22 protein-coding genes and 1 riboswitch are annotated in these 25,889 nt (G+C 67.9%); of the genes, 8 read left to right on the top strand and 14 right to left on the bottom strand.

Features of this window, described 5'->3' with window-relative positions:
• Positions 1-4: 4 nt before the first annotated feature.
• A complete protein-coding gene (gene gcvT, locus DDZ14_RS11730; protein ID WP_109425256.1) occupies positions 5-1,135 on the bottom strand; it encodes a glycine cleavage system aminomethyltransferase GcvT in 1,131 nt (376 codons plus the stop codon).
• Positions 1,136-1,293: 158 nt separating this feature from the next.
• A riboswitch (glycine riboswitch) is annotated at positions 1,294-1,380 on the bottom strand.
• A 75-nt stretch (positions 1,381-1,455) separates the two neighbouring features.
• Here gcvT and DDZ14_RS11725 point away from each other — a divergent pair.
• Complete coding sequence (locus DDZ14_RS11725) at positions 1,456-2,037, top strand: gamma-glutamylcyclotransferase family protein (protein WP_109425172.1); 582 nt, start codon at positions 1,456-1,458, stop codon at positions 2,035-2,037.
• 81 nt (positions 2,038-2,118) lie between these two features.
• Here the strand turns inward: DDZ14_RS11725 and gltX are convergent, their stop codons facing one another.
• The gene (gene gltX / locus DDZ14_RS11720; RefSeq protein ID WP_109425171.1) at positions 2,119-3,444 is read right to left on the bottom strand and encodes a glutamate--tRNA ligase; all 1,326 of its coding nucleotides are present in this window, start codon (positions 3,442-3,444) and stop codon (positions 2,119-2,121) included.
• 79 nt (positions 3,445-3,523) lie between these two features.
• Between gltX and DDZ14_RS11715 the strand changes: the two genes are divergently transcribed.
• Together DDZ14_RS11715 and DDZ14_RS11710 are read left to right on the top strand one after the other, a co-directional pair.
• Positions 3,524-3,928 (top strand): metallopeptidase family protein, encoded by a 405-nt coding sequence (locus DDZ14_RS11715; protein WP_233252562.1) that lies wholly within the window; start codon positions 3,524-3,526, stop codon positions 3,926-3,928.
• 128 nt (positions 3,929-4,056) lie between these two features.
• Entirely contained in the window at positions 4,057-4,986 is a 930-nt protein-coding gene (locus tag DDZ14_RS11710; RefSeq protein ID WP_109425170.1) for an MBL fold metallo-hydrolase, read from the top strand.
• Positions 4,987-5,070: 84 nt separating this feature from the next.
• Here DDZ14_RS11710 and DDZ14_RS19700 read toward each other — a convergent pair whose 3' ends face one another.
• The 9 genes from DDZ14_RS19700 to DDZ14_RS11670 form a co-directional block, all read right to left on the bottom strand.
• Positions 5,071-5,244 (bottom strand): hypothetical protein, encoded by a 174-nt coding sequence (locus tag DDZ14_RS19700; RefSeq protein WP_158275515.1) that lies wholly within the window; start codon positions 5,242-5,244, stop codon positions 5,071-5,073.
• Positions 5,244-6,428, bottom strand: coding sequence for a porin (locus tag DDZ14_RS11705; protein WP_109425169.1), 1,185 nt, complete (start codon positions 6,426-6,428; stop codon positions 5,244-5,246). Before DDZ14_RS11705 ends, DDZ14_RS19700 begins: the two co-directional genes overlap by 1 nt.
• A 332-nt stretch (positions 6,429-6,760) precedes the next feature.
• Positions 6,761-10,540 (bottom strand): translocation/assembly module TamB domain-containing protein, encoded by a 3,780-nt coding sequence (locus DDZ14_RS11700; RefSeq protein WP_109425168.1) that lies wholly within the window; start codon positions 10,538-10,540, stop codon positions 6,761-6,763.
• Positions 10,537-12,336, bottom strand: a complete 1,800-nt coding sequence (locus DDZ14_RS11695; protein ID WP_109425167.1) for an autotransporter assembly complex family protein — start codon at positions 12,334-12,336, stop codon at positions 10,537-10,539. Before DDZ14_RS11695 ends, DDZ14_RS11700 begins: the two co-directional genes overlap by 4 nt.
• Positions 12,337-12,477: 141 nt before the next feature.
• A complete protein-coding gene (locus tag DDZ14_RS11690; RefSeq protein ID WP_109425166.1) occupies positions 12,478-12,822 on the bottom strand; it encodes an antibiotic biosynthesis monooxygenase in 345 nt (114 codons plus the stop codon).
• A gap of 25 nt (positions 12,823-12,847) precedes the next feature.
• Positions 12,848-14,188, bottom strand: coding sequence for a lyase family protein (locus DDZ14_RS11685; protein WP_109425165.1), 1,341 nt, complete (start codon positions 14,186-14,188; stop codon positions 12,848-12,850).
• A 4-nt stretch (positions 14,189-14,192) separates the two neighbouring features.
• Positions 14,193-15,026, bottom strand: a complete 834-nt coding sequence (locus DDZ14_RS11680) for a 3-keto-5-aminohexanoate cleavage protein (RefSeq protein ID WP_109425164.1) — start codon at positions 15,024-15,026, stop codon at positions 14,193-14,195.
• Between the two features lie 72 nt (positions 15,027-15,098).
• Positions 15,099-15,893, bottom strand: a complete 795-nt coding sequence (pcaD, locus tag DDZ14_RS11675) for a 3-oxoadipate enol-lactonase (protein WP_109425163.1) — start codon at positions 15,891-15,893, stop codon at positions 15,099-15,101.
• A gap of 73 nt (positions 15,894-15,966) precedes the next feature.
• A complete protein-coding gene (locus DDZ14_RS11670) occupies positions 15,967-16,290 on the bottom strand; it encodes a hypothetical protein (RefSeq protein ID WP_109425162.1) in 324 nt (107 codons plus the stop codon).
• 490 nt (positions 16,291-16,780) lie between these two features.
• Here DDZ14_RS11670 and DDZ14_RS11665 point away from each other — a divergent pair, with 490 nt between their 5' ends.
• The 5 genes from DDZ14_RS11665 to DDZ14_RS11645 all read left to right on the top strand — a co-directional run bounded on the left by DDZ14_RS11665 (position 16,781) and on the right by DDZ14_RS11645 (position 21,869).
• Entirely contained in the window at positions 16,781-17,869 is a 1,089-nt protein-coding gene (locus DDZ14_RS11665) for a Zn-dependent alcohol dehydrogenase (RefSeq protein WP_109425161.1), read from the top strand.
• 14 nt (positions 17,870-17,883) lie between these two features.
• Positions 17,884-19,122: a mandelate racemase/muconate lactonizing enzyme family protein gene (locus tag DDZ14_RS11660; protein ID WP_109425160.1), complete on the top strand. Its 1,239-nt coding sequence runs from the start codon at positions 17,884-17,886 to the stop codon at positions 19,120-19,122.
• A gap of 70 nt (positions 19,123-19,192) precedes the next feature.
• A complete protein-coding gene (locus DDZ14_RS19385; RefSeq protein ID WP_146193129.1) occupies positions 19,193-20,488 on the top strand; it encodes a hypothetical protein in 1,296 nt (431 codons plus the stop codon).
• A 341-nt stretch (positions 20,489-20,829) separates the two neighbouring features.
• A complete protein-coding gene (locus tag DDZ14_RS11650; protein WP_109425158.1) occupies positions 20,830-21,549 on the top strand; it encodes a glycosyltransferase family 2 protein in 720 nt (239 codons plus the stop codon).
• The gene (locus tag DDZ14_RS11645; protein ID WP_369914927.1) at positions 21,546-21,869 is read left to right on the top strand and encodes a lipid-A-disaccharide synthase N-terminal domain-containing protein; all 324 of its coding nucleotides are present in this window, start codon (positions 21,546-21,548) and stop codon (positions 21,867-21,869) included. The genes DDZ14_RS11650 and DDZ14_RS11645 overlap by 4 nt, the downstream gene beginning before the upstream one ends.
• Positions 21,870-21,982: 113 nt before the next feature.
• Here the strand turns inward: DDZ14_RS11645 and DDZ14_RS11640 are convergent, their stop codons facing one another.
• The 3 genes from DDZ14_RS11640 to DDZ14_RS11630 all read right to left on the bottom strand — a co-directional run bounded on the left by DDZ14_RS11640 (position 21,983) and on the right by DDZ14_RS11630 (position 25,847).
• Positions 21,983-23,191, bottom strand: a complete 1,209-nt coding sequence (locus DDZ14_RS11640; protein ID WP_109425157.1) for an acetate/propionate family kinase — start codon at positions 23,189-23,191, stop codon at positions 21,983-21,985.
• Positions 23,188-24,582 (bottom strand): bifunctional enoyl-CoA hydratase/phosphate acetyltransferase, encoded by a 1,395-nt coding sequence (locus tag DDZ14_RS11635; RefSeq protein WP_109425156.1) that lies wholly within the window; start codon positions 24,580-24,582, stop codon positions 23,188-23,190. Before DDZ14_RS11635 ends, DDZ14_RS11640 begins: the two co-directional genes overlap by 4 nt.
• 191 nt (positions 24,583-24,773) lie before the next feature.
• Entirely contained in the window at positions 24,774-25,847 is a 1,074-nt protein-coding gene (locus tag DDZ14_RS11630; protein ID WP_109425155.1) for a BMP family ABC transporter substrate-binding protein, read from the bottom strand.
• Positions 25,848-25,889 lie beyond the last annotated feature (42 nt).

Raw genomic sequence — 25,889 nt, 5'->3', positions numbered from 1 at the left:
TGTTTCAGCGTTTGTAGGTGGATGGGCGGAAGGGCATCTCCGCGACGGTGACCGGCAGGCGCTTGCCGCGCAGCTCGCCATGGACGGTGGTGCCGGGCCGGGCGAGTTCGGCGGGCAGATAGCCCATCGCGACCGGCACCTCGACCGAGGGGCCGTATGCGCCCGAGGTGATATGCCCCACCGCGGCGCCGCCTTCAGCCGCGGCGTAGAGCGCCACGCCCTCGCGCATCGGCGCCCGGCCCTCCGGGCGCAGCCCGACGCGCAGCCGCGCGGGGCCGGTCTCCAGTTCCGCCAGGATGCGCTCCGCGCCAGAAAAGCCGCCTTCCCGGTCGCCCCCGCGCCGCCGCGCCTTCTGGATCGCCCAGCTCAGCCCGGCCTCCACAGGGCTGGTGGTCTCGTCTATGTCGTTTCCATAGAGGCAGAGCCCCGCCTCCAGGCGCAGCGAATCGCGCGCGCCCAGCCCGATCGGCTCCACCTCGTCCATCTCCAGCAGTGCCTTGGCGAAACCTTCGGCCTCGGCCGCGGGCAGGGAAATCTCGAAGCCGTCCTCGCCGGTATAGCCCGATCGCGACACCCATATTTCGCCGCCGCTGACCGGCACGGTCGCCACGTCCATGAAGCGCATCCCGGCCATTTCCGGGGCCAGCCGGGCCAGTGCTGTCTCCGCCTCGGGCCCCTGCAGCGCGATCAGCGCGCGTTCGTCCAGCACCTCGATGGTGCAGGTCTCGTCCAGATGCGCGCGCAGATGCGCGATGTCGGCCGCCTTGCAGGCGGCGTTCACCACCAGCAGCAGGTGATCACCCCGGTTGGTGATCATCAGATCGTCCAGGATCCCGCCCGCCGCATTGGTGAAGACCCCGTAGCGTTGCCGGCCCTCGGCCAGGCTCAGCAGATCGACCGGCACCAGCGCCTCCAGTGCCAGTGCGGCATCGGCCAGCGCTCCGGAGCGCGGGCGCAGGATCACCTGGCCCATATGACCGACATCGAAAAGCCCCGCGGCGGCGCGCGTGTGCAGGTGCTCCTTCAGGACGCCGGGTTTGTACTGCACCGGCATCTCGTAGCCGGCGAAGGGTACCATCCTGGCGCCCAGTTCCGCATGGAGCGCATGCAAGGCCGTGCGTTTCAGCTCGGGCATCTTTGCCTCCCGTCTGTCGCCGACGCCCATGTTGCAGAACGACCGGCACCGCGTCAAAGCGACCCCGCGGGTCGCCGGCGATGCCCCCTCTGTCCTTTCGCCTGAGATCGTTATCCCTTCGGCGCCCCGGCACGCACCGGGATCTCTCCAGAGTTCTGACGCAAGGCACGGTCCCTTGGCCTGAGAGTTTCCGGGGCGGTTGCTCCTTCGGCACCGGTGGTGTCCGGTTCTCCCGTGCTTGCGTATGCAGTGGTAGACCAAAGCAATCTGCCGGGCAAGCGCCTTGCATCCCGGTGCGGCCCCGTGGCATTCCCGAAGCCATGACAATTTCGAGAGACCGCCCCGCGGACCCGTATTTCTTCGGCTACGGCTCGCTGGTGAACCGCAGGACCCATGATTTCCCCGACGCCCGGCCGGCCCGCGCCATCGGCTGGCGGCGCGTCTGGCGCCACACAACCCGGCGCCAGGCCGCCTTCCTGTCGGTCGAGCCTGCGCCGGACCAGGCCATCGACGGGCTGGTGGCGGCAGTGCCCGGCGGGGACTGGGCTGCGCTTGACCTGCGCGAGGCCGCCTATGACCGGCTTCCGCTGCGGGACGTCACCCATGACCTGCCCGTTCCGGCGGAGGTCCATATCTACCGCACCAGTCCGGCTTTTGCCGCGCCCGTCGCCGAACACCCGATCCTGCTGAGCTATCTCGACTGCGTCTTGCAGGGCTTCCTGCATGTTTTCGGCCCCGCGGGCGCCGATGCCTTCATCGCCACGACCGATGGCTGGGAGACGCCGATCCTGAATGACCGCGCCCGCCCGCAATACGCCCGGCATGTGGACTTGAGCGCCGCCGAACGCACCTTCATCGACGACCGGCTCGCCCGGCTGCCGGCGCCTCTGCGCACGCCCTGACTGCCCGCGCGCCGCGCGTCCCTTCTTCTTGCTCCAAGTATCCCCGCCGGAGGCGGCTGCCCGCCCCGGCATGCGCCAGGCTCAGCCGCGTGCGCGCACCCGTTGCAGAAGTGGCATGAGCTGCGCCATTTCCGGTCCGCGCGACATGCCCGTGACCGCCTTGCGCAGCGGCATGTAGAGCGCCTTGCCCTTGCGGCCGGTCTGCTGCTTGACCGCCTCGGTCCAGTCCGCCCAGCTCGCCTCGCCATAGGGCGGGGCGGGCAGCAGCGCCATTGCCTCGGCCACGAAGTCACGATCCTCGGGCTCGACCAGTGGCTCGGCCCCGTCGCGGCAGAGGCGCCACCATCCTTCCAGGTCGTCCAGCACGGTGATGTTCTCGCGCGCCACCTCCCAGAAGCGCGGCGCCAGCTCCGCGGGCACGCCCAATTCCGCGATACGGCCCGCCACCGCCTCGAAGGGCAGGGCGGCGACATGGCGTGCGGTCAGCGGGAAGAGGTCGTTCTCGTCGAATTTCGTGGGCGCGGAGGTGAAATGCGACAGCTCGAACCCCTCCACCAGTTCCTCGACCGATCCGCGCAGTTCCACCGGGTCGGAGGAGCCGATCCGCGCCAGCAGCGACAGCAGCGCCATCGGCTCCACGCCGCGCGCGCGCAGATCGCGCAGGCTCAGCGTGCCCAGCCGTTTCGACAGCGCCTCGCCCTGCGGGCCGGTCAGCAACGAATGATGGGCGAAGGCGGGCGGCGTGCCGCCCAGCGCCTCGATGATCTGGATCTGCGTGGCGGTGTTCGTCACGTGGTCGGAGCCGCGCACCACATGGGTGATGCCCATCTCCATGTCGTCCACGACCGAGGCCAGGGTATAGAGCACCAGCCCGTCGCCGCGGATCAAGACCGGGTCGGACACGCTGGCCGCGTCGATCGAGATATCGCCCAGGATGCCGTCGGTCCATTCGATGCGCTCATGCAGCAGCTTGAAGCGCCAGTGCCCCTCGCCGCGCTCGGCGCGTAGCCGGTCCATGTCGGCCTCCGACAGCGCCAGGGCCGCACGGTCATAGACCGGCGGGCGGCCCATGTTGAGCTGTTTCTTGCGCTTCAGGTCGAGCTCGCCCGGTGTCTCGAACGCCTCGTAGAAACGGCCCGCGTCGCGCAGCCGGTCGGCGGCCTCGGCATAGCGATCCAGCCGTTCCGACTGGCGCTCCAACCGGTCCCAGGTCAGCCCCAGCCATTCGAGATCCCGCTTGATCGCGTCGGCATATTCCTCGCGTGAGCGCTCGGGGTCGGTGTCGTCGAGGCGCAGGATGAACTGGCCGCCGGACTTGCGGGCGATCAGGAAGTTGAAGAGCGCGGTGCGCAGGTTGCCCACATGGATGTATCCGGTGGGCGAGGGGGCGAAACGGGTGACGGTCATTGCAGGTCTCCTGATTGCGCCTGCTCTTTCATACCGGCCCGGTTTTGTCCATATCTGCAGGCGGGGCAGGGGAGGCGCCATGATGAACCAGGGCCGGACGGACACGAGCGCAGGTGCAATGGCCGCGCTGGCGCGGGCCACGGCGGATGGTTTTCCCGCGCCCTTCGCCGCCGCCGCCCGCGCGGTTGCGATCCGCGTGGAAGATACCGCGCCCGCCGCAATCCTGACGGAACTCGGCCTCATAGACCCGCTGGAGTTGACCGGGCTCTATGACGGCATCCCGATGACCGAGAAATCGGTCTTCGACCAGCCGCTCTGCCCGGATACGGTATGGCTCTACCGCCGCGCGATCCTGGCGGAGTGGCGCGACCGCGGCGATGTCACGCTGGAAGAGCTCGTTGCCCATGTCACGGTCCACGAGTTTGCCCATCATTTCGGCTGGTCCGATGACGATATCGCCGAGATCGACCGCTGGTGGGAATGAGCCCGGCGCGTCGCGCCCTCACCGGAATGTCATGATCCGATGCCTGAATGCGGGTTACGGTGTCGCCAGAACCGGTCCGCGCCCTGGCGTCCGGGAAGGAATTTGGCAATCGTAAGGGGGACACTTTCATGTCTGACACGTTGAGACTTTCGCGCCGCGCCGCGCTGATCGGAGCCGCCGCGCTGCCGCTCTCGGCCGCGCTGCCGGGCAGAGCCGCCCATGCGGGGGCCGAAATGAAGGGGCCGGGCGGCAAGGATTTCAACCGCTTCATGCTGGGCGATCTCGAGGTGACGGTGCTTCTGGCGGCGACCCGCCCGGTCGAGAACCCGCACGGCATCTTCGGGCTCAATGTCGGCGTCGAGGAGTTCGAGGCCGTCTCCCGCGCGGCGTTCCTGCCGACCGATGTCTCGCAGTTCTTCTTCACGCCCACGCTGGTCAATACCGGGGCCGAACTTGTGCTCTTCGACACCGGGCTGAACGGGGCGGGCATCGCCGGCGCGCTGGGTGCGGCCGGGTATGCGCCCGATCAGGTCGATGTGGTTGTCATCACCCATATGCATCCCGACCATATCGGCGGTCTGATGACCGACGGCGCGCCGACCTTTCCGAATGCGCGCTTCGTCACCGGGCAGGTGGAATTCGACGCCTGGTCCAAGGCCGGCAACGAGCTTTTCGAGGCCAATGTCGCGCCGCTGGCCGACCGAATGAGCTTCCTGTCCGGGGGCGGCGCCGTGGCGCCGGGCATCACGGCGGTGGAGGCGTTCGGCCACACGCCGGGGCACATGGCCTACATGCTGGAAAGCGGCGGCAGGCAGCTTCTGGTCTTCGCCGATACCGCCAACCACTATGTCTGGTCCCTGGCCTATCCCGACTGGGAGGTGCGCTTCGACATGGACAAGGGAAGGGCGGCGGAGACGCGGCGAAAGGTTTTGGGGATGCTGGCCGCGGACCGGGTGACCTTCATCGGCTACCACATGCCGTTCCCGGCGATGGGGTATGTCGAGACACGGGGCGACGGCTTCGACTATGTGCCGGTCAGCTATCAGATGATGCTGTGAGTGAAAACGCCCGGTCCGGAGTTCTCCGGGCCGGGCGGGCAGAGAATGGCCCGGTGCGGGGTGTCCGCACCGGGCCTTGTCTTCTCAGAACTCCTTGACGAAGGCGCCTTCTTCCTTGGTCAGCAGGCCGGAGCCGGGCGGGATCTCGTCAACCCGTGCGACATTGTCGGGGTCGATGGGATCGCCGCAGGCCGCAAGACCCAGCAGAGCGAGGATGGCAAGGGCGCGTATCGCCAGGGAACTCTTCGTTGCGTTCATCAGAACTTGACCCGTGCACCGACCATGGCGGCCAGGATGTCATCGAAATTCGTGGCGGGTGAATCGTACTCGTGGTTGCGGACGCCAGCGTAGAGTTCGGTTCCGGCAGCGTCAATGTTCTGCACCACGAAGATACCGTAGGAGGTGAACTCGCCGTCCACCCCGGTAAGCGCACCTGAGCCGTCAGGATCGAGTTCGTCAGCCTGGGTATAGTCGATTGCGAACGCGGTCTTGCCGAGCGAGGTCAACCCGTTGGTCTGCCAGCCGAGCTTGGCGTAGTAGAACTGTGGGTCGATATTGTTCGGGTTCACGTCCAGATCCTCTTCACCGTAAGCCAGCGTCACGCTGATGCCGGAATTGGTTTCCAGGAAGGAGACCGAGCCGTTCAGGATTTCGTCCGAGTTGTTGTCGGAACCGTAGGCGGCCGCACCCTCGACGCGGATCGAGCCGAATTCACCCGCGTAACGCAGCGCGGCGTCCCAGCGGTCGTCTTCGCCGAAGGACGTGGAGGCGGTGAAGCCGGCCAGCGTCGGGCTGTCGTAGCGGATGCGGTCGCGGCGGCTCTGGCCGTCGAACTGGGTGAAGACGTCGCCGATGGTGGTGCCGGAGAGCACGCCGGTCGTCTCGTCACGGAACAGGATGCCGCCGGCGAAGTCGGCGATGCCGGAATAGCCGATCACGCCGGTGCCCGACAGATCGACCTCGGAGGTGCCGTTCGACGCCATGTCGCCCTGACCCAGGCTCAGCTTGCCGATCGGGCCCTTGACGCCCACTTCCAGCTTACGCTCGGTGAAGCTGGCGCCGCCCGTCGTGTCGTCGAGCTGGCTGACGTCGGCGGTCGAGTTCGACTCGAACTGGACCTCGATATTGGTGAAGATGGTGTAGTCGCCGACATCGCCTTCGCCCTGGAAGCGGACGCGGGTCGAGGAGTTGTCGTTGTCCACGAAGAAGTGGTCGGTCTCGTCGCCGTCATCGGTGAACAGGATGGCGCGGTTGACCTGGCCCGACAGTTTCAGGCGGACGCCCGACTTGCCGTGGGTCACGGCGCCGTTCTTGCCGATTTCCGTGCGCGGCACGTAGTTTTCGTTCAGCCAGTCGAGTTGCGCCTGGGTGAATTGCTGTGCCGCAACCGGCGAGGCGAGCAGCGCAAGCGCGCTCGCGGTGAAGAGGATGGATTTTTTCATGGGTCCCTCACATGGGTGGGTTGTCACGCTCCTGATTGGAGTGGCCCCCACCTACGCCCCTCGCGTGAGGCTGGCTATAGTATTTCTGCAACAGCAAAGGAAAAGAAAGTCGTTTATGAATAAATAATTAGAAATATTAGTAAATTTATCAAGTTAACGTTTTTGTGACAGTGTGTCTTTGGCAACACTACAACCCAAGGCAACATCTGCATGTCAGATACATGAATGTATTGTGACAATCGCGGATGCGGGCCGGATCGCCTGCCGGACGACCCCTGATAGCATTTGGAAATTGCGGTTTCGAGGACTCGGCGGAGTCGGTGGCCACCGGATCAGTAATCGCGTTCGAAGAATATCCCGATGCTGCTGGTATTGTCCGATCCGACCCGGCCGCGCGCCGTCAGGCTCTTGGTGACGTCGAGATTGATCGTGACGTTGCTTTGGCCTTCGCTGTCCACCTCGACATTGGTGTAGACCCTGTCGGAGATGTATTTGCCCGCCCGCGCCGTCGTCGTGCCTTCGCCATCCGATGTCACGTCGAAATCGTCGAGCCCCGTCGCCTTTCGCAGCTTGCCCAGCACGCCGATGCCGCCTTTGCCGGCCAGTTGCGCGACGCCCGAGGCAAGCCGCGCGGCCTGCACCGCGGAAAGCTGCGTCACGCCGCGCCCGAAGATCAGCCGCGCCAGGATCTCGTCCTCGGGCAGCGCGGGGTCCGAACTGAAGCTGATCGTCGGTTCGCTGGCCGGGCCTTCCACCGTGACGAAGACGGTCGTGCCGTCCTCGGCCTCGCTACGCGCGACGATGCGGACCGTGGGCACGAGCCGCCCGGCCAAGGTTACGTTCGCTTCCGTGAGGGTCAGCCGCTTGCCCAGGAAATCCAGGCGCCCCCGGATCAGTTCGAACCGCCCCGCGGGCTGGACATCGGCGGTGGTGCCGCGCAGCCGGATCGCGCCGGCAAGCTCGGCGTCGAGACCGCGCCCGCGCAGGAAGATGCGCCGCGGCGCATCGATCTGGAGGTCGAGCCGGAATGGCCGTCCGCCGCGGCTGCTGTCTATGGCGTCCGCACTTGTGCCGAACCCGGCGCGCGCCAGGGTGGCGCGGACGGCAGGCGGTGCGCCCAGATGGGTAATGTCGGGGATCGCCGCCGCCCCGCCCGCGGAGGCAGAGGGGATGCGCAGTTCCGTCTCGCCCAGCCGGACATTTCCCGCGATCATCGCGCCGCCGGTCAGCGGGCCGTCAACGTTGATATCGGCGTCGATGATGGTGCTGTAGAGCCGGCGCTGGCGGCGCACCAGGTCGCGCAGTTCCAGCGCCAGTTCGGCGGGAAAACCGGCGGCGGGGTCGAGCGCGACCCGCCCCGATAGCCTGGCGCGCCCGCCGCCCGCGATACTGGTTCTGGCCTCCAGCCGCGCCGCGCCGCCCGCGATGTCGGCGCTGGCCTCAAGCCCCTCCAGCGTCAGTTGCGCCGCGGGGACGAAGACTTGCGCGCCGCCGGTCGAGACGCGGCCCGAAAGCGCGCCCAGCCCCGGCGGCCCGCGCAGCGCCAGATCGAACGAAAGCCCGCCGCGCAGGCGCACGCCCGAGGCTTCCAGCATTCCGTCGGCCAGCGCCAGCGGAAGCTGGCCGCGCGCGGTCACGTCCAGATCGCCCGCGCCCGCAGGCAGCGTGCCGGCCACCGCCGCCGTTGCGCCGCCGGGGCCATCGGCGCTGAAATCGACGCGGTAGCGCTCACCCTCCTGCGCAAGCGTGCCGCGCGCGGAAACCGGACCCGAAAGCGCCGGGGTGATCCGGCCCACATCGTTGAGCCGCGCCTCGAAGCTGAGCCCCTCGGCCTCCGGCCCGATCGTCCCGTCGCCCGAGGCCGAAAGCTCCGGTGTCTCGAGCGTGACATGGCGCAGCGTGAGCGACCGGCCCTCGAGCCGGACGCCGCCCTCGATCCGGCTCTCGCCGCGCAGCAGCCGGTCCACGGTCTCCTCGTCGAGGGCGAGGTCGGTCGCGCTGCCCGAAAGCTCCAGGTCGAACGCCGGTTCGAGCGGGCGCAGGACGCCGTCGAGGTCGAGCGCGGCGCGCCCGCGCAGCGGCCGCCCGGCCAGTTTCGCATAGGCCGACAGTTCCGCGACGCTGGCCTGCACTGCGCCCTCCCAGGTCGCCGTGCCCGTGGGGTCGCTCAGCACACCGCGCAATGCGGCTTCCGCGCCGCCCGGCCCGGTGGCGTCCATGTCGATATCGTAGCCCTCGCCGCGCTGGGTGAGGCGGCCCTGCACGGTCACCGGGCCGGAGAGCTTGGGCGTCAGCGCGGAGGCGTCGCGCAGGCGCGCGGAAATGTCCAGCCCCGCATCGTCGGAGCTGAGTGCGCCGTCGGCGGTAACGTCGAGTTCCGGCGTCTTCAGCCGCGCGTCGCCCAGCCGGATGCCCGTCTCGTCGCGGCGGATCGCGAGCTTCAGGCGGCTTTCGCCATGCAGCAGGCGGTCGAGGATTTCTTCGCCCAGAACCAGCCCCTGCGTGGTCCCCGAAATGTCCAGATCGAACGTGCCGGCCAGCAGCGTCGCCACGCCACTGACGGCCAGCGACGCCTGGCCTTCCAGCGGCCGACCGGCGATCTCCGACAGAGCGGCAAGGTTGGAGATCTCGGCCCGCGCCGTGCCACGGGCGGTGATGCCGCCGGCAGGATCCTCCACCGTGCCGAAGGCCGCCATGCGCGCGCTCCGCGTGTCGAGCCAGAGCGAGGTGAGCGTCAGCGGCGCGCCCTCCTTCCAGATGATCCGCGCTGCGCCGTCCAGCCGGTCACCCATCGCGCGGGCCAGTCCAGGATCCTCGAGCCGTAGGCCACGGCCCGCCAGGTCGAGATTGGCGCGCACCTGATCGACGCTGCCCGCATCCGTGCCGCGTGCAATGGTGCCGCCCGCGTCGAGCCGCAGCATGTCGAGTGCCATGCCGCCGCGTTCGAGCCCACGGGCGTCGAAGGCGCCCTCCCAGGCGGAGCCCTCCGCGGCGTCGAAATCCAGGTCGAGCGTGGCCCGGTCCACCATGATCGGCGGCCCCTCCACGGGCAGGCGCACCCGGCCGCCTTCAGGGTCGGCCAGGCGGGCGTTCAGCGCGAAGGATTCCGGAAAGCCGTCGGCGGCCAACGCCGCAGAACCTTCGAGGGTCAGCGTCGCGGCGCTGAGTTCCAGCGCGTCGAGCACCATGCGCCCGTCCGCGGCCCGCGCGCCCCTGGCATGGAGGCGGACATCGGCTCCGAAAAACGGCCGGAAATCGGGGGCCAGCAGGGCCGTCACATCGCCCGAGAGGTCGGTCGTGAAGCCGCGTGCGCCGCCCTCTTCTGTTTCGGCGAGGCGGAACCTGCCGGTCAGCCGCTCCTGCCCGTCTGTGGCCAGTAGCAGCTCGGCGCCGAAATCCGACAGCGGCCCGGTGCCCGAGAGCGTCAACTCGACCGCCGGGCGGTCCGGCAGATCCATTATATTCGCCGCGATCCCGTCGGGCCCTTCCACCAGCGCCAGGTCGAGCGACAGCGTCTCGGCGGTGCCGTCGAAATCGACCTTGATGGTGAACTGTCCCTTCGGCCCGTCGATGCGCAGGATCTCCAGATCGGCCAATGCACGGTTCTCGACCAGCGACATTGAGCCCTTGAGCGAAACCGCGGCGGCGACGCCGATCACCGGCTTGCCCAGGTTCACACGCCCGGCCGCGATCTCGCCGATCTCCACCGAGACGGGCAGTTGCGGCAGCGAGAAGCCGGACGCCTCGGCTTCCGGTCTGTTCGCACCCTCGACCGGCTCTGGCGGGCGCGCGAGCGTGATGGCCTTGGCGGTCAGTGCATTGACCTCCACCCGCCCGCGCAGGAGCGCCGAGCGCGTCCAGTCCAGCGCGACCCCTTCGAGCGTCAGCCAGACGCCGCCCTCGTCCGAAATGGTCAGCCGGTCCAGCGATGCGGTGGAACTGAGTGCGCCCTCAAACCCCTCGATGCGCACCAGGTAGCCGGCGGCCGACAACAGCTCCTCCAGCTTGCGGGTCAGGTAGTCCTTGCCCTCCTCGCCTTCCTGTGCGCCCAGCGAGCCGGGCGGCACGAAGGCGAAAAGCGCGATGAGCAGATATGCAGTGAGCCGTCTCAAAACGCCTGTCCGATCCCGATATAGAGCTGCACCTGACCGCTGCTGCCGCCGCGCACCGGGGTGGCCAGATCGACGCGGATCGGCCCGATCGGCGTGGCGTAGCGCAGCCCGAGCCCCGCGCCGGCATGCCATTCGCCATCGACGCCCGGAACGCTCTGGTCGCTGATATAGCCCGCATCGGTGAAGGCGACCATGCCGATCGTTTCTGTCACCGGCATGCGGGCCTCGACGGAAAGCCCCAGGAACGAGCGGCCGCCGGTGCTCCGCCCGCCCGGCCGTTCGACGGCCAGCGCCTGGAAGTCGTGGCCGCGGACCGTGCCGCCGCCGCCCGAGAAGAAGAGCAGGTCTGGCGGCACGTCGAGCAGCCCCGGCCCCGCGACGCTGCCCACCTGCACGCGGCCCGCCAGAACCACCTTGCCGACACTGCGATAGGCGCGCCCGTCGAAGGTCAGCCGGACGGCCGGCTTCGGGTCGGTGACATCGGTGAAGGGCATCGCCGTGGCATGGGCGTAGAAGCCCTCGGTGGCGTCGAGTTCGTCGTCGCGCCGGTCCCAGGTCAGCGCGCCGGGCAGCTTGACGATCTCGAAGCTGCGGGAGCCGAAATCGTCATCCACTTCGGAATGCCGGTATCCAATCGCGAGCCGGCCCTCCAACTCATCCGAAAAGATGTGCCGCACGCCGGTCTCGATGTCGAAATTGTCGAGTTTGAACTCGGGCTCATCGAGATGCTGGATCTCCAGCCGTAGCTCCGCATCGGTGTCCGGGCTGAACGTCGCGGGGCGGCTGAAGGTGGTGGCGATGTTGTAGTCGATCCCGCCGGCGGTGCCGCCGATGCCCTTGACGCCGCCTTCGATCCGCAGCCGCTCGGCGCCGGTTCGAAGGTTGCGGTGCAGCCAGTAGGCGTTGAGGGCAAAGCCGTCATCGGTACTGTACTCGGCGCCCGCCCCGATGCGCCGCGGCTTGGCCTCCGAGACCTGCGCGATGATGTCGATATTGCCCTCGTCGTCGATCTCCTCGGCCTCCGTCAGCGCGACGGAGCTGAAGGCGCCAGACCTGCGCAGGCGGCGTTCGGAGCGGCGCAGGCGCTCCGGAGAGAAGGGCGCGCCACGGTCGAGCCCGGCGATGTCGATGATCCGGCCGGCGCGCACGTCCCTGTTGCCGGTGACACGCAATTCGCCGATATGGGCCAGCCGTCCCGGATCGAGCGTGAAGGCCGCGTCCACGCGCCTGGTGCGGTGATCGGCGATGATGCGTTGCCCGGCCGGGCGCGCCTTGGGCCGGCCGGCATCGCGCCAGCCTTCGACGGCGGCAGTGACCGCGCGTTGCATCATGCCGGTGGAGGCGGGCCTTCCCGGCGCGAACCCCTCCGGCAGTTCGGTCGCCTGCGCGAGCGGCGCGATTTCCGCCTGGCGGAAGGTGAAGCGGGGGCCGGTTTCGGCGGCGATCACGATCTTGTCCACCCGGTCCAGCCGGTCGAATGGCGAGATCGAGGCCACCTCCCGCCCGTCGATGCGGATCGACAGGACGCTGGAAAAATAGCCCGCGTCGTAAAGCACCGCCAGAAGCCGGGCATAGTCGGCATCAGCCGCCGCCAGGACCTCGTCGGGGTCAGTGACCTTGTCGCGCATCGCGGTGCTCAGAAGCGAGGCGCCCTGAAGCGCGTCCTTCAGGTCGTCATTCCCGCCTTTCAGGCGCAGCGAAAGCTCCGCGGCGGCAGCCCCCTGCGCGAGCAGGCAGGCCAGCAGCACGCCGTTGCGCAACAGCCGCATGGCACGGGAAGGGAAGGGGAAACGCATGACTCGGGCTCGGGTCCGTTACGCAGCAGAATCTGGACGAGATTGGCACAGATGGCGGCCGGTTCACAGTGCCGTATACTGGCGTCCTCCGTGTGGCACATTCGCGCCGGGTCAATGCGCGGTGATCCGCGCGGCGCGCGCTCAGCCGTGATGGGCGCGGCTGTCTGCGGGGGCCTCGGCGCGGTCCTGCATGCCGTAGTCGCGCAGTACCTCCGCGACCCGAAGCCGATAGTCGGCAAAGACACCGCCACGCCCCGCGGCCTGCGCCTCGCGGTGGAAATCGGTGTTGCGCCACTGCGCCACGGCGGCCTCGTCGCGGAAGAAGGACACCGAGAGCAGCTTGCCTTCCTCGGTCAGGCTGCGGAACCGCTCGACCGAGATGAACCCGTCGATCTGCTCAAGGTGCGGGCGCAGCTTGGCGGCGATATCGAGATAGGCGTCGTAGTGTCCTTCCGCGGGCGTGACCTCGAAGATGACGGCGATCATGGGTGGCTCCTTTCTGCGCGGGATGTCAGGGCGCGGCGCGCACGGCGGCGGCAAAACGGTCGGCTTCGGCGGGCGCCTGCCCGAGCTGCGCCGCCGGGTCGAATACGGCCGAGAAATCCTGTTCCGGCCAGCGAGTCGCGGCAAGCTCCGGCAGCGGCGTGCCGGTTCGGGCGGCCTCCGCGCAGAGTGTCTTGACGGCGGCCTGCGCCTCCGGGCGCGGCATGGTCCCGGCCAGCGCGAAGCTCAACGCCTCGGCATGGATCAGTCCCAGCCCGTCGCCGGCGAGATTGGCGGCCATGCGGCGCGGCTCCGGCACCAGGCTGCCGGCCATCTCGCAGGCGATCGACAGCGCCCGCCCCGTGGCCATGCAGATCTGCGGCAGGCAGAGCCATTCCGTCATCCAGGCCGCGCCGTCGCGTTGCTGCCGGTGCGCCAGGGCGCCCGTCATCGCGGCCTGAAGCGTGGCGGCGTGGCGGGCGAGTGCGCCCAGCAGCGCGGGCTGCACCGGGTTGCGCTTCTGCGGCATGGTGGAGGAGCCGCCGCCGTCGCTCGCGCCCGCGCCAAGCTCCGCGATGCCTGTCTGGGACATCAGGTGCACATCCTCGCCCATCTTGGCGAGGCTTCCGGCCACCAGCGCCAGCCAGCCGGTGAACTCGGCCAGAGCGTCGCGGGTGGCGTGCCAGCTATGCCCCGGCGCAGCGAGCCCCAGCGCCTCGGCCAGCGCCATGGCGGTCTCGGTGGCTTGCGGCCCAAGTGCCGATCCGGTGCCCGCCGCCCCCGACAGGCTGACCCGAAGAAGCCGCGGGCGCAGTTCGGCCAGCCGGGCGCGGTGGTCGAGCAGGGGCCAGCCCCAGCCCGCCGCGACCGCGCCGAAACTCGTGGGTGTGGCGGCCTGGCCCCATGTGCGCGCGGCCATGGGCGTGGCGCGATGGGTTTCCGCGAGCGCCGCCAGCGTGCCCGCCAGCGCGGCGAGCCGCGCGTCCATCAGCACCGCCGCCTGGCGGAGCCGCAGCACCAGCGCGGTGTCCTTGATATCCTGCGAGGTCGCGCCCCAATGCAGGTATTGCGCGTGGTCGGGGGCCTGCATCGCGGCGCGGAAGGCCTGCACCAGCGCCGGTACCGGCACCGCGTTCACGCCGGTCTCCGCCGTCAGCCCGCCGGGGTCGATCTGCAACTCCAGGCTCGCGCGGTGGATGGCCTCGCCGCTGATCTCGGGGGTCACGCCCAGTTTGCCCTGCACCTTGGCCAGCGCGCCCTCGACGATCATCATCGCGCGAACCTCGGCACTGTCGGTGAAGAGCTTGCCCAGCTCCGCGTCGTGGAAAAGATCGCGGTAGAGCGAGCTGTCGAAGGGTGTCACGGCCATCGGCTCAGCCCGCTGCCCGGAGCCCGAGGATCGCCCGCGCCTGCGCCGGCGTGGCAACCGGGCGTTCGTGGCGCGCGCAGATCTCGGCGGCGCGCCCGACAAGCGCGGCATTGGACGGGGCCAGCCGTTCGCGGTCCCAGCGGATATTGTCCTCCAGCCCGGTGCGGGTGTGGCCGCCCGCGGCGATGGACCATTCGTTGAGCAGCACCTGTCCCGGACCCACGCCCGCCCCGCACCATGTGGCGTCGGGGGTCAGCCGGCGCAGCGTGGCAACGTAGAAATCGAAGACTTCGCGGTCCACGGGCATGGCGTTCTTGACGCCCATCACGAACTGGACATGCAGCGGCCCCTTGAGCCGTCCGTCGCCCTGCATCTTCACCGCCTGGAAGATATGCGACAGGTCGAAGGCCTCGATCTCGGGCTTGACGTCGTATTTCAGCATCTCCGCCGCCAGCCAGTCCACCAGATCGGGCGGGTTCTCGTAGACGCGCGTCGGGAAGTTGTTGGACCCGACCGAGAGCGAGGCCATCTCGGGGCGCAGCGGCAACATGCCGCCGCGTTCCGCCCCCGCGCCCGAGCGCCCGCCGGTGGAAAGCTGCACGATCATGCCGGGGCAATGGGCGCGGATGCCCTCCATCAGCCGCCCGAAACGGTCGGGGTCGGATGTGGGCGTGCCGTCGTCGAGCCGGACATGACAATGCGCGATCGAGGCGCCGGCCTCGAAGGCTTCATGGGTGCTCTCGATCTGTTCGGATACGGTGATCGGCACGGCCGGGTTGTTCTCCTTGCGCGGGACCGAGCCGGTGATGGCCACGCAGAGGATGCAGGGATTGGTCATGGTCTGTCCGCTCCAAGGCTGCGATTTCGCGTTGCAGATACCATGCGGTCGGGCGATGGCAAAGGGGCAGGCTCAGAGATGGCCGATCTCGCGCAGGAAGCCCTCCAGCAATTCGGCATAGCGTTCCGGCGCCTCGACGCACGGGATGTGCCCCGCGCCGCGGATCAGCTCGAACTGCGCGCCGTGGATCAGCCCGGCAGTCTCGCGTACCAGATCGGGCGGGGTGGCGCCGTCCTCGCTTCCGGCGATGGCCAATGTCGGCAGGGTCAGCCCGGATGTGGGGGTGTAGAAATCGGTGCCCGCGATTGCGGCGCAGCAGCCGGCGTACCCCTGGGCGGGCTGGCGCGTCAGCATGTTGCGCCAACCTTCCAGTTCCGCCGGGTGTTCGCGCCGAAAGCGGGCGGAGAACCAGCGTTCCAGCACCGGTTCGGCCAAAGCGGCGATGCCGTCCTTCTCCACCACCGCGATCCGGTCCTGCCAGGCCTCCGCCGTGCCGATCTTGGCGGCGGTGTTCGACAGCACCAGCGCGCGGATCTGATCGAGCCGCTTGACCGCCAGCCCCTGCGCGACCATGCCGCCGATGGAGAGCCCCACGAAGACGCAGTCGCGCACCTCCAGCCGGTCGAGAAGCCGCTCGGCGTCGCGCACCAGCGCTCCCATCGCGTATGGCCCGCCAGGGCAGGAGGACAGCCCGTGCCCGCGCATGTCGTAGCGGACGATGTGCAACTCCCGCGGCATCCGGTCCACCACGCGGTCCCAGATGCGCAGATCGGTGCCCAGCGAATTCGCAAAGACCAGCGGTGCGCCGTCGGGCGTTCCTGTCTCGACGCAATGCAGGCGCACGTCGCCCAGGTCGATCATCTGCATGAAAACATACGCTCCGCCGCCGGTTGGATTTCGGCGAGTTTCGCGGATCGCGCAGCCCGCCGCAAGCCGGGCTTCAGCGCGACATGCAGGCCAGCCCCGCGGCGATCAGCACGATCCCCCAAAGCTCGGCCCCCGGCGCGGGCGCGCCGAGCATCAAGGACAGCACGTAGACGAAGGCGCCGACCAGCCCGAATGTGGCCACGAAAATGAACACCGGATGGCGGTTGCGCAGCACCGGCAGTTCGCAGAGCGCCGCGCCCAGCGTGGTGGAGGTCACCAGCGACAGCGCCGCCATCGTCGGGGACAGCGGTGTGGTGTTGAGGAAGATGATCGCCCCGATAAAGCCCAGTGCGCAAAGCAGCGCATAGAGGGCAGGCCGGAAAATCAATGTGGTCATGGCACGCGCACTCGTCCCGATTACATCGCCACCCATCGGCAAAATTACTCGGGAACATTGACTTGAAAAAGGCAGGAATTCGTTACCTCTGGGCGGGTTTCGTCATTTTGCGCCCATAAATGCTCGCGCCACCCAGATGTGAAGCGACGTGAGCGGAACCGGTGCATCCAAAGGCGCCATATGGATTGCAAAGCGGGCCACGTGCGGCCCGCTGGAGCTCCGGGCGTCGAGGATGCGCCGCCGCATGTGGGGAAAGCGCGGGCAAGGGGATGCGGATTTCCGGCGACATTCAGCGTATAGGCTGCGGATTGTTGCTGAATATGGGCCAAAGAAAGCGATGAGAGACAAGAACTCGATTGCGGCTGTCTGGCCCTACGCCACGGCGCGGACCCCGGCCACAGCCGGGATTTCCGCTTGACCGCCGGGGCGCTTTGGGCTCCGCTCGCGGCCGGAGCGACCGCGCAGGCGGCCCGCAACCCTGGGAGGGACCATGACCAGAATCCGCGCCGCCATCTGCGAAGCCTTCGGCGAGCCGCTGCGCATCGGCGAGGCCGAACTGGCCGCGCCCGGTCCCGGCGAAGTCGAGGTGAAGATCGACGCCTGCGCCGTTTGCCATTCGGACATTTCCTATGCCGAAGGGGCCTGGGGCGGCGCGTTGCCGGCGGTCTATGGGCACGAAGCCGCGGGCCGGATCACCGCGCTGGGAGAAGGCGTGCGCGGCTACGCGGAGGGCGATGCAGTGCTGGTCACGCTGATCAGGTCCTGCGGGCATTGTCCGGGCTGCGCCGAGGCGCATCCGGTGCGCTGCGAGACCCGGCGCGCGCCGGGGCCGGGGCCGCTCAGCCTGCCCGATGGCGGGGCACTGGAACAGGGGCTCGATACCGGCGCCTTCGCCGAGCGCGTGGTCGTTGATGCCAGTCAGATCGTCGGGCTGCCCGACGATATCGCGATGGACGCGGCCTCGCTGCTTGCGTGCGGCGTGATCACCGGGGTCGGCGCGGTGACCAACAGCGCCGCGATGAAGCCAGGCAAGAGCGCGGTGGTGATCGGCGCGGGCGGCGTCGGGCTCAACGCCATACAGGGCGCAGCACTCTGCGGCGCGTCGCAGATCGTCGCGGTGGACCTGTCGGAAGAACGGCTGAAGGCTGCGCGGGAATTCGGGGCGACGCATGGCGTCCTGGCGGACACCGGCGCGCCGTGGAAGGAGGTACGCGCGATCACCGGCGGGCGCGGTGCGGATTACGCCTTTGTCACCGTGGGCGTGCCGGTCGTTTATGCCGAGGCACCGCGCTACCTGGCGCCGGGCGGGATGCTGGTGATGGTCGGCATGACGCCCGCGGGGGCCAAGGTCGAGTACGACCCCTCGATCGTTGCGGCGCTGAGCCAGTCCATGGTCGGCTCCAAGATGGGCGACACGGTGCTCGCGCGCGACATCCCGTGGCTGATCGAGATGTACCGGCAGGGCCGCCTCAAGCTCGACGAGCTGATCTCCCGGCGCTACCGGCTGGAGGAGATCAACGAGGCCATCGCCGAGGTGAACGCGGGTCATGCCCGGCGCAACGTCATCGTCTTCGACTGATAAGGGGGCGCGCGATGAAGCTGCGCGATCTGGAGATTTTCGTGGTCGCCCCGCCGCCGCCGGGCTGGGGCGGGCGCTACTGGATAGTCGTGCGCCTGACCACCGATAACGGCATTATCGGCTATGGCGAGGTCTACGCCAGCGCGGTGGGGCCGCAGGCCATGCGCGCGGTGATCGAGGATGTGTTCGAGCGCCACATGGCCGGCGAGAATCCCGAAAACATCGAGCTCATGTTCCGCCGCGCCTATTCCTCGGGTTTCACGCAGCGTCCCGATCCCACCGTGATGGGCGCCTTTTCGGGGCTCGAGATCGCCTGCTGGGACATCCTGGGCAAGGCGCATGAGCGCCCGGTCCATGCGCTGATCGGCGGGCGGATGAACGAACGCATACGCTCCTATACCTATCTCTACCCGCAGCCGGGGCACGACCCGTCGGCCTTCTGGTCCTCGCCCGAGATGGCCGCGGAAGCCGCGCTCGACATGGTGGAGATGGGCTTCACGGCGGTGAAATTCGACCCCGCGGGGCCGTACACGATCCGCGGCGGCCACCAGCCCGCGATGCGCGATATCGAGCTTTCCGCCGAATTCTGCCGCGCGATCCGGGACGCGGTGGGCGCGCGCGCCGATCTGCTTTTCGGCACCCATGGCCAGTTCACCACCGACGGGGCGATCCGGCTGGGCCGGCGGCTGGAGGCGTTCGACCCGCTCTGGTTCGAGGAGCCCATACCGCCCGACAATCCGGCCGAATTCGCGCGCGTGGCGCAGGCTGTCCGCATTCCCATCGCCACGGGCGAGCGGCTCTGCACCAAGGCGGAGTTCGCCACGCTCTTGCGGCTGGGCGGCGCGTCGATCCTGCAACCTGCACTGGGCCGGGCCGGGGGCATCCTGGAATGCCGCAAGATCGCCGCGCTGGCCGAGGCGTTCAACGCGCAGATTGCGCCGCATCTCTATGCCGGGCCGGTGGAATGGGCGGCGAATGTGCAGCTTGCCGCAGTGATCCCCAACCTGCTGATGGTCGAGACGATCGGCACCGGCGACGGCTTCCACGCCGCGCTGATCGGCCACACGATCGCCTGGGAGGACGGCTTCGTCCGCCCGCCCGACGCGCCGGGGCTGGGCATCGCCTTCGACGAGGACCTGGCCCGCGCGCATCCCTATACCGGGGACCGGCTGCATCTGGAAATGCAGGAAGCCCCCTGCAACTACAGCCGCGAGAACACGTTCCAGGGCGGCGCGCCGCCGGAGGAGGGGTAGGCGGGCGAGGGGCGCGTCCCGCGGTGGTCTAGCAGCGTGCCTGTGGCTAGTGTGGCATCAGGAGGAACGCATGGATACCACTGCGATTACAGATGCGGAGACGCTGGCCGCGGAAATGGAAGAATATTCTTCGGGTAGCGCGGCGGCGGTTTTAGGCGCCCGGATAGGTTTGCGTCTCTTGCCAAGGTGCCACGATGTCTTTGCATATGAGCAGGTCGCGAGATATGCGCCGGGCTATGTACTCGCGGTATTCAGATACATGCTCAACGCAATGGTCTGTGCACACAGTTGGTCACCAGATGGTACTCCGACGGGGCCGGCAGATCCGTTCTCCACGCTTGATGCCGTCAGATCGTCGGCGCCACCGACAGACGTTGCGAAGGCGCTCATTGCCGAGTCTGGCGCGACGCCCGGATTTGTAGAGTTCGAAACCGTTCTGGATTCGGTGACCCAAGCCGTTGGCAATGGCCGATCCTATGCGGTCGGCGATGCCGCGCGGGCTTTCCGATCCGAAAGCGAATGGGAAGCGGTGCGTATCGACTTGGCAAAACTCGTTGTGGAGCAAGGACGCACTAGAGACGGAGATTCCACATCGCGCGCCAGGATAGTCCGATCCTCTGAGATACTGACCGGGCCTCTATGGCCCGAAGGGATGCCTGAGGAAGTGAAACTCGATTGGGGTCGGGTTCGTGCGGCGCTCGATGCCGATCGCGCCGATTGGTCATTCTGGATTGACTGGTATGAAGATGTCCTAGCGGAGCGAGTGAGGAATTGGGACTTGCTTGAGGCGATCGTCCAGATCCCGGACGAGGACTGGACCAAGGGGCCGGTTCATCTGAACTGGATCGTTGCGGGGCTCGTCGAAGATCACTCTAGAAATGCCGATGAGATTCCAGTTAATGCTGTTCGTCGTGGGCTCAAGGATAATCGGGCTAGCCTCGAAGCACAGCTCTGCGCGTTGTATCTGATGATTGATGAAGAGATTGAGCGCATTCGCGGCATGAACCCGGCAGACGAATTCGAAACTGTTCAACGAGAACGTCAACTAGACTTCTTTCGTAGGCTACTCGCAGCTGTCGCCGGCCTTAGGGATGCTCTGCCGCAGAAGGGCGAGCCGACCCTAGAAGAAGCGCAAAAAGTTGTTGGGTTGCTAAAAACATACCTCGATCTCTTCCGCGGCTGGCCGCGAGAGAACGCGAATGAGCTTGTCGACTCTACATGTCGAGTCGCCATCGTGGGCGTTTGTGCTGGCTTGGGCGGGTTGCTTGGTGCGCCAGTGATTGGAGCGAGTATAGGAGCCACAATGTTTGGTGGAAAGAAAATCGTTGATGCGTTCGCCCAAGTTTTTAAAGCGAACAATCCGTAGGCCAAGCATTGAGGTCAACGTTTCGATCAGTGCTGAGAAGTGGTGATCGAAAGCAGCGCAAATTTCGTTAGCCACTATGTCGATCCGGGCAGTTTGAATCATCTGGCACAAGACATGGTGAAGCGGATCGGCGGCTCGCGTCGATAGCCATGATCGGGGTCCCTGTTGGGACCACCCGTGACCTTCGATCGGCTCTCACTACCAACGGGTGTATGCGGGGGCCCGCGCGATGTCCCACCTTAGGCGGCGCCCCTCCGCCCATGCCTCGTGACACGCATTTCCGCGCGTGCTAGAGGGACGCCGAACAGCCCCCGCCGGGGCCAGACCAAGGCGCGCGAACCTTGTCACAGCTTTCCGTCGTCATCCCCGCCTTCAACGAGGCCGGAAATATCGGGCGTCTCGTCGCCGAGACCTATGCGGCCGTGCCCGGCGACCTGCTGGGCGAGGTGGTGGTGGTGGACGATTGTTCGACCGACGGCACCGCGGCCGAGGTCGCCGCGCTGATGGAGCGTCACGACAGCCTGCGCCTGATCCGCCACCTGACCAATGCGGGGCAGAGCGCATCGGTGCGCAGCGGCGTGCTGGCGGCGCGCTTCCCGCTCATCGGCACGCTCGACGGCGACGGGCAGAACGACCCGGCCGATCTGCCGAAACTGGCCGCGCTTCACCGCCCGGAGGGGCCGCAGCTCGTCGGCGGCATCCGGGCGAAACGGCGCGACACGCTCTCCAAGCGGCTGGCCTCGCGCGCGGCCAACGCGATCCGGCGAACGGTGCTGCATGACGACTGCCCTGACACCGGCTGCGGCACCAAGGTCTTCAGCCGCGAGGTCTATCTGCGCCTGCCCTTCTTCCACGGTCAGCACCGTTATCTGCCAGCGCTCTTCCGCGCCTATGGCTGCACCACGGCCTATGCGCCGGTGAACGACCGGGCGCGGGCGCATGGGCAGTCGAACTATTCCAACTGGCGGCGCGGCGTCATGGGCGCCTATGACCTGGTGGGCGTGTCCTGGCTGATCCGGCGCACCCGCTGGGCGCGCAGTACTGAGGAGGCGAAGCCGTGATCGAGGCGATGCGCGAGTTCCTGGCGGAGACCCCGGCGGTGGAGCTGATCTGGCTGACCATCGGGTTCACCGCCCAGGCCATGTTCTCGGCCCGGTTCCTGGTGCAGTGGATCGCCAGCGAACGGGTGCGCCGGTCCATCGTGCCGGAGCTTTTCTGGTATTTCTCCTTTGCCGGCGGGGCGTTGCTCTTCGCCTATGCGATCTACCGCAAAGATCCGGTCTTCATCCTGGGACAGGGGTTCGGGCTGCTGGTCTATTCGCGCAACATCTACTTCATCTGGGCGGCGCGGCGCGGCGGCGGCGAGCCGCCGGAACTGTAAAGCGGCCTCCACCCGATCCGCAGCGCTTGGGCATGAATGGACAGCTATCCATTGCCCCCGCGCGGCTCGTCTCCCAACCTGCAAACGACCAAAGGGGCTACCACCGCTTCGGTTCAACCTCTCGGGACGCGGTCCTGGCCCGGCGCGCCGGCCAGCACCGCCGCGGCGCGGGCGATCACGATCTCCTCGTCGGTGGGGATGACCATCACGCGCACCCGGCTCTGATCGCTGCTGACGATCTCGGCCCCGGCCTCGTTGCGCGCCGCGTCGAGCGCGATTCCGATCCAGCCCATGCCGGCGCAGACATCGGCGCGGATGCGCGCCGCGTTCTCGCCGATGCCGCCGGTGAAGACCAACGCATCGAGACCTTCCAGCGCTGCGGCCAGCGCGCCCAGCTCGCGGCGGATGCGGAATACGAAATACTCGATCGCCTGGCGGGCCTCCGGCGCGTCCGAGGCTTCCAGTTCGCGCATGTCGTTGGAGACGCCCGAGAGCCCCAGCAGGCCGGAGCGGCGATAGAGCAGATCGGCGATCTCCGCAGCCGTCATGCCCTCCTGCTGCATCAGGTAGAGAAGTACGCCGGGGTCGATCTGGCCCGGCCGCGTGCCCATCGGCAGACCGTCCAGCGCCGAGAAGCCCATCGACGAGGCCACCGAGCGGCCCGCCTGCATCGCGCACATCGACGCGCCATTGCCCAGATGCGCGACGACGACGCGTCCGGCATGGAGCATCGGCGCGCGTTCGGCCAGCGTACCGGCGATGTAGTCGTAGCTAAGCCCGTGGAAGCCGTAGCGGCGCACGCCCTTGTCGTAATAGGCGCGCGGGATCGCGAAGACATCGTTGACGAAGGGATGGCTCCGGTGGAAGGCGGTGTCGAAACAGGCGATCTGGAGCGCCTCGGGGAAAGCCGCCTGCGCGGCGCGCACGCCCGAGAGATTATGCGGCTGGTGGAGCGGTGCGAAGGGCGTGAGCGTCTCCAGCGCGTCGAGCGCGCCGGGGGTCAGGACGGTGGGGGCCGTGAAGCCCATGCCGCCATGCACGACGCGATGGCCCACCGCCTCGATCCGCGCGCCGGGATGGCGGGCTTCCAGTTCGCGCAACGCGGCATCGAGCGCGCCGGCATGGCTGGCGGCGCTTTCCGGGTCGAGCGGCCGATCCGCGAAGATGTCTCCCGCCGCGTCCCTCAGTTCCAGCCGGGGCGTGGCGCCGATCTTCTCCACCAGCCCGGCCGCGACCGGGGCGGGCCCGGCGCCCCCGAGCGCGAAGAGCCCCAGCTTGAGTGACGAGGAGCCCGCGTTGAGCGTCAGGACATGGGCGTTCATCCCGCCGCCCCGCCGCCGTGTCCCGCGTGATGCAGCGCCGCCACCGCGCAGGAGGCGAGCCGCGCCATGTCGTTGTCGGCGCGGCTGGTCAGGATGATCGGCACCCGCGCGCCCAGCACCAGACCGGCGGCCTCGGCATGGCTGAGATATGTGAGTTGCTTGGCCAGCATGTTGCCCGCGTCGAGCCCCGGCACCACCAGTATGTCGGCGTGGCCCGCGACAGGCGAGGTCAGCCCCTTGATTCGCGCCGCGGTGATGTCCACCGCGTTGTCCATCGCCAGCGGCCCGTCCACCAGCCCGCCGGTGATCTGCCCGCGTTCGGCCATCTTCGACAGGAGCGCCGCGTCGATGGAGGAGGGGATGTCCGGATTGACCGTCTCCACCGCCGAAAGCACGCCGACCTTGGGCGCCTCGATCCCCAGCGAGAGCGCAAGGTCGATGGCATTCTGCACGATATCGACCTTGCATTTGAGGTCGGGCGCGATGTTGACCGCCGCGTCCGTCACCAGCAGCGGATGCGCGAGCCCCGGCACGTCCATGACGAAGACATGGGTGAAGCGGCGTCCGGCGCGCAGCCCGGCGGTCTTGTCGAGCGCCGGGCGCAGCAATGTGTCGGTGTGCAGATTGCCCTTCATGAGCGCTTGCGCGCGCCCCGCATTCACAAGTTCGACCGCATGGGCGGCGGCGGCACGTTCGTCGGGCAGGTCGATGACCTCGATCCCGTCGAGGCTCGCGTCCAGCGTGGCGGCAGCGTCGCGAATACGGGCCGCGTCACCCAGCAGGATCGGCTCGATGATCGTGTGTTCGCGCGCCAGAAGCGCGCCGCCCAGCGAATTGGGCCCGTCGGGGCAGACCACGGCGGTCAGCAGGGCGGGCAGCGGTTCGGCCCGCTTGAGCAGCGCTTCGAAATGCCGGTGGCGCTGCACGATCAGGCCGGGCAGGTCGCGGGCGTTGTAATGAACCTTGCGGCGCGGCGCCTCGACCACGGCCTCGCCGGTCACGATCACCTCGTCGTCGCGTGCCCGGCGCACCTCGGTCGATAGCGTGACGGTGCCCGCCTCGGCGTTCTTCCCGGTTACGGTCACGCGCGAGATCAGTTCTTCCCCGGCGCGGGCGCGGCCCAGGAAACGGAAGCTCTGCGCACGGTAGAGCGTGCCCGCGCCGGGCAGGACATTGCCCAGAACCGCCGAGACGAGCGCACCGATGAAAAGCCCCGGCACGATCGCTTCGGGCTGGCCGTCGCCATCGCCGTCATGGTCGTGCAGGTGCATCGGGTTGTGGTTGCCCGAGACATTGGCGAAGACGATCAGGTCGTCATTGGTACAGAGCCGGCGGATCTCGGAGCTGTCGCCGGGCTGCAACTCGTCGAAGGTGCGGTTTTCGATGATCAAGGCGGCTCTCCCTGTCCTGTGCGTCGCGCGACTCCTGCCGAACGTGACCGCCGCAAGTGAAATCGCGGTGTCGCTCAGCTGCTTTATAGCCCGAAGCCGCGGCGGGCGCGCAAGGTCGCAGGCAGGACCGGTGCGAAAGAAAAGAACCCGCGCCGGGGCGCGGGTCCATGGCCTTGCAGTTCCGGGCGGAGTTACTTGGGCAGCGACCCCTCGATCCCCTCGACATAGAAATCCATGCCCAGAAGCGTGCCGTCCTCGGCGCGTTCGCCTTCAGCAAGCCACGCCGAGCCGTCCTGCCGGTTGATCGGCCCCTCGAAGGAGTGCATCTCGCCCGAGGCAAGCTTGTCGATGATTTCCTGTGTCGAGGCTTTGACGTCGTCGGGTATCGCGTCGGAGAGCGGCGCCATCTGCGTCATGCCCTCGGCCAGGCCATGCCAGCTATCCTGGCTTTCCCAGGTGCCCTCCAGCACGGCGTGGACCCGCTCGATATAATAGGGGTTCCAGTTGTCGACGATCGCGGTGAGCTGCGCGTTCGGGCCGAAACGTTCCATGTCGGAGGCCTGGCCGAAGGCGTAGATGCCCTTGTCCTCGGCGATGGTCATGGCCGCCGGGCTGTCGGTGTGCTGCATCAGGACATCCGCGCCCTGGTCGATCAGAGCATTGGCCGCGTCGGCTTCCTTGGCGGGGTCGAACCACGTGGACACCCAGACGACGCTGAACTTCACATCCGGGTTGACCGCCTTGGCGGCCAGGTAGGCGGCGTTGATGCCGCGCACGACCTCGGGGATCGGGAAGGAGGCGATATAGCCGATCTTGTTGGTCTTGGTCATGTGGCCGGCGATATGGCCCAGAACCGTGCGTCCCTCGTAGAAGCGCCCCGAATAGGTCGAGACATTGGGTGCGCGCTTGTAGCCCGTGGCGTGCTCGAATTTCACGTTCGGGAATTTCTTGGCAACATTGAGCGTGGGGTCCATATAGCCAAAGGAGGTGGTGAAGATCAGATCGGTGCCAGATAGCGCCATCTGCGTCAGCACCCGCTCCGCGTCGGCGCCTTCCGGCACGCTTTCCTGATAGACGGTCTCGACATTGTCGCCGAATTCCTCCTCCACGGCCAGTCGGCCCTGGTCATGCTGGTAGGACCAGCCGAAATCGCCGATCGGGCCGACATAGACGAAGCCGACCTTCAACGGGTCCTGGGCCGCCGCCGGTGCCGCGAGGCCCAGCGACAGCGCGGCCGCCGCAAGGATGGATCTGATATGGTTCATTTGGGTCTCCCTGTTGGTGGGGGGCGGCCTTTGCTGCCGCCC

This window comes from Maritimibacter sp. 55A14 (assembly GCF_003122205.1).
GTDB lineage: Bacteria > Pseudomonadota > Alphaproteobacteria > Rhodobacterales > Rhodobacteraceae > QEYE01.
This window is presented reverse-complemented; position numbering and strand designations above follow the sequence as displayed.